Raw genomic sequence first — 1,631 nt, 5'->3', positions numbered from 1 at the left:
TCGGGTCTCTAGTCGCGCGGGCGTCAATCCCTTTTCCAAAAATCCCTATACGACTGATTTCGTTCATTCTTGGTCTTCGATCGGTGCCCCTTTCGGGCACACCAGATCGTTTGCCGACGAGGTTCCGGCAACGCTAATGTCAACGATATTGTCCTGCCCGCAAGATCAGGAGTCTCTCCGTAGTCACGCCGTGCTGGCTGAGCTGCTGGCGGCTACATTACGTTGTTCAATGGAACAAACAGGTGGGACCAATAGGAGCCGCGGCTTCTGATGTTGACCGGGATCTATCCCAGGCAACGAGCCACCCGACCGCACGTCACTCACCCATCTGCCGTCTTGCTGCAAGACCCCCGGCTTCAGACTCACCGGGGTTTCGATCAGACCGGCGCCGATGCAACGGGTCTGGATTTCATCGCCGCACCTGAAAGCTCGTTCTTGAGCTTGGTTCGCTCGGCGGCGCTGATGATTTTGGGGCGGAAACGATCGTTGTTCAGCCATATCTTATGCATGATCATCGCCAGTTTCCGGGCCACGGCGATTCTTGCCTTCGAGAATCCGATCCGCTTGGCCAGGCGCACGCCCCATGCTTTCAGGCTGTTCCAATCGTTCGAGTGAGCAAGGAGAACGGTCGCGGCGATCACAAGTACACGCCGCGTCCCTGGATCGCCGCGGCGGGAGATACCGCCCATGTAGTCGCTCTCTCCCGATTGAAACTGCCGTGGCGTCAGTCCAAAATAGGCGGCAACATCCGAGGATTTCTTGAAGCGTTGCGGATTATCGACCGCGGCGTAGAAGGATAGTGCGGTTACCGGACCGATCCCTGGGATATCCATGAAGCGACGCACCATCTCGATACCGGCGGCGATCGAGCGGATCTTCTCCGTCAGCGGTGCGATTTTCTCGCAAGCTTCCATATAGAGATGCAGCGATGGCAGTACATATGAGCGGACCTGGACACCGTTGCGTTCGGCCTCAGCGAGGCCTTCCAATGTCCGCTTGTAAAAAACCTCTGCCGTCACGTTGCCACGCTCGACGACCACGCCAAATGGCTTGAGAACGCCGGCGATGTGATTTTCCAGGCTGACCTTCTGACTGACCAGGTGGTCCCGCATCGCAAGAAGCACTCTGGTTTCCTGAGATGCCTGCGAGCGAATGGTGACGACCTTGAGAAAATCCTCTCCTCCCATCCGCACGAGTTGGGCCAGTCCGCGCGCATCATTCTTGTCGGTTTTGTTCCGGTAGGTGGCGAGAAACCGATGTGCCTGAAAGGTCTCCATACAAACGACGTCCAACCCCATTTTGGTGAGGCCGCTGTAAAGCCAGCTGCTCATGTTGCCTGCTTCAAGGCCGACCTTCAGAGCTTTCCCGTCCTCGATGCGATTTCGGAGCCAACCCCGAATGTCTTCCGGACGGGTCAGGCTTTTCCCTTCGCAGAGTTTCTTGCCAAGCGGATCGATTACGCAAATCGACGTGGTCTTCTGGGAAACGTCGAGGCCCACATAATAGTCAAATGAATTGCTCATATCTTTTCCCCGATTGGATGACTTGCGCCGGAGATGATAGGGGCTTTTGCCGGGTAAGGCGGTAGCGCGACTAAAACGTAGGAGCCTGCGGCGTATGCAACAGGTTCT

The 1,631-nt window shown here is 56.6% G+C and carries 1 protein-coding gene; it reads right to left on the bottom strand.

From position 1 onward, the window contains the following. Positions 1–377: 377 nt before the first annotated feature. Complete coding sequence (locus tag SPHINGO391_RS02265; RefSeq protein WP_152007319.1) at positions 378–1,523, bottom strand: IS110 family transposase; 1,146 nt, start codon at positions 1,521–1,523, stop codon at positions 378–380. Positions 1,524–1,631: the final 108 nt, after the last annotated feature.

The organism is Hoeflea sp. EC-HK425 (assembly GCF_902498795.1).
Lineage (GTDB): Bacteria > Pseudomonadota > Alphaproteobacteria > Rhizobiales > Rhizobiaceae > Hoeflea > Hoeflea alexandrii.
The sequence above is the reverse complement of the archived record's forward strand: the minus strand, read 5'-3'. Positions and strand labels throughout refer to the sequence as shown.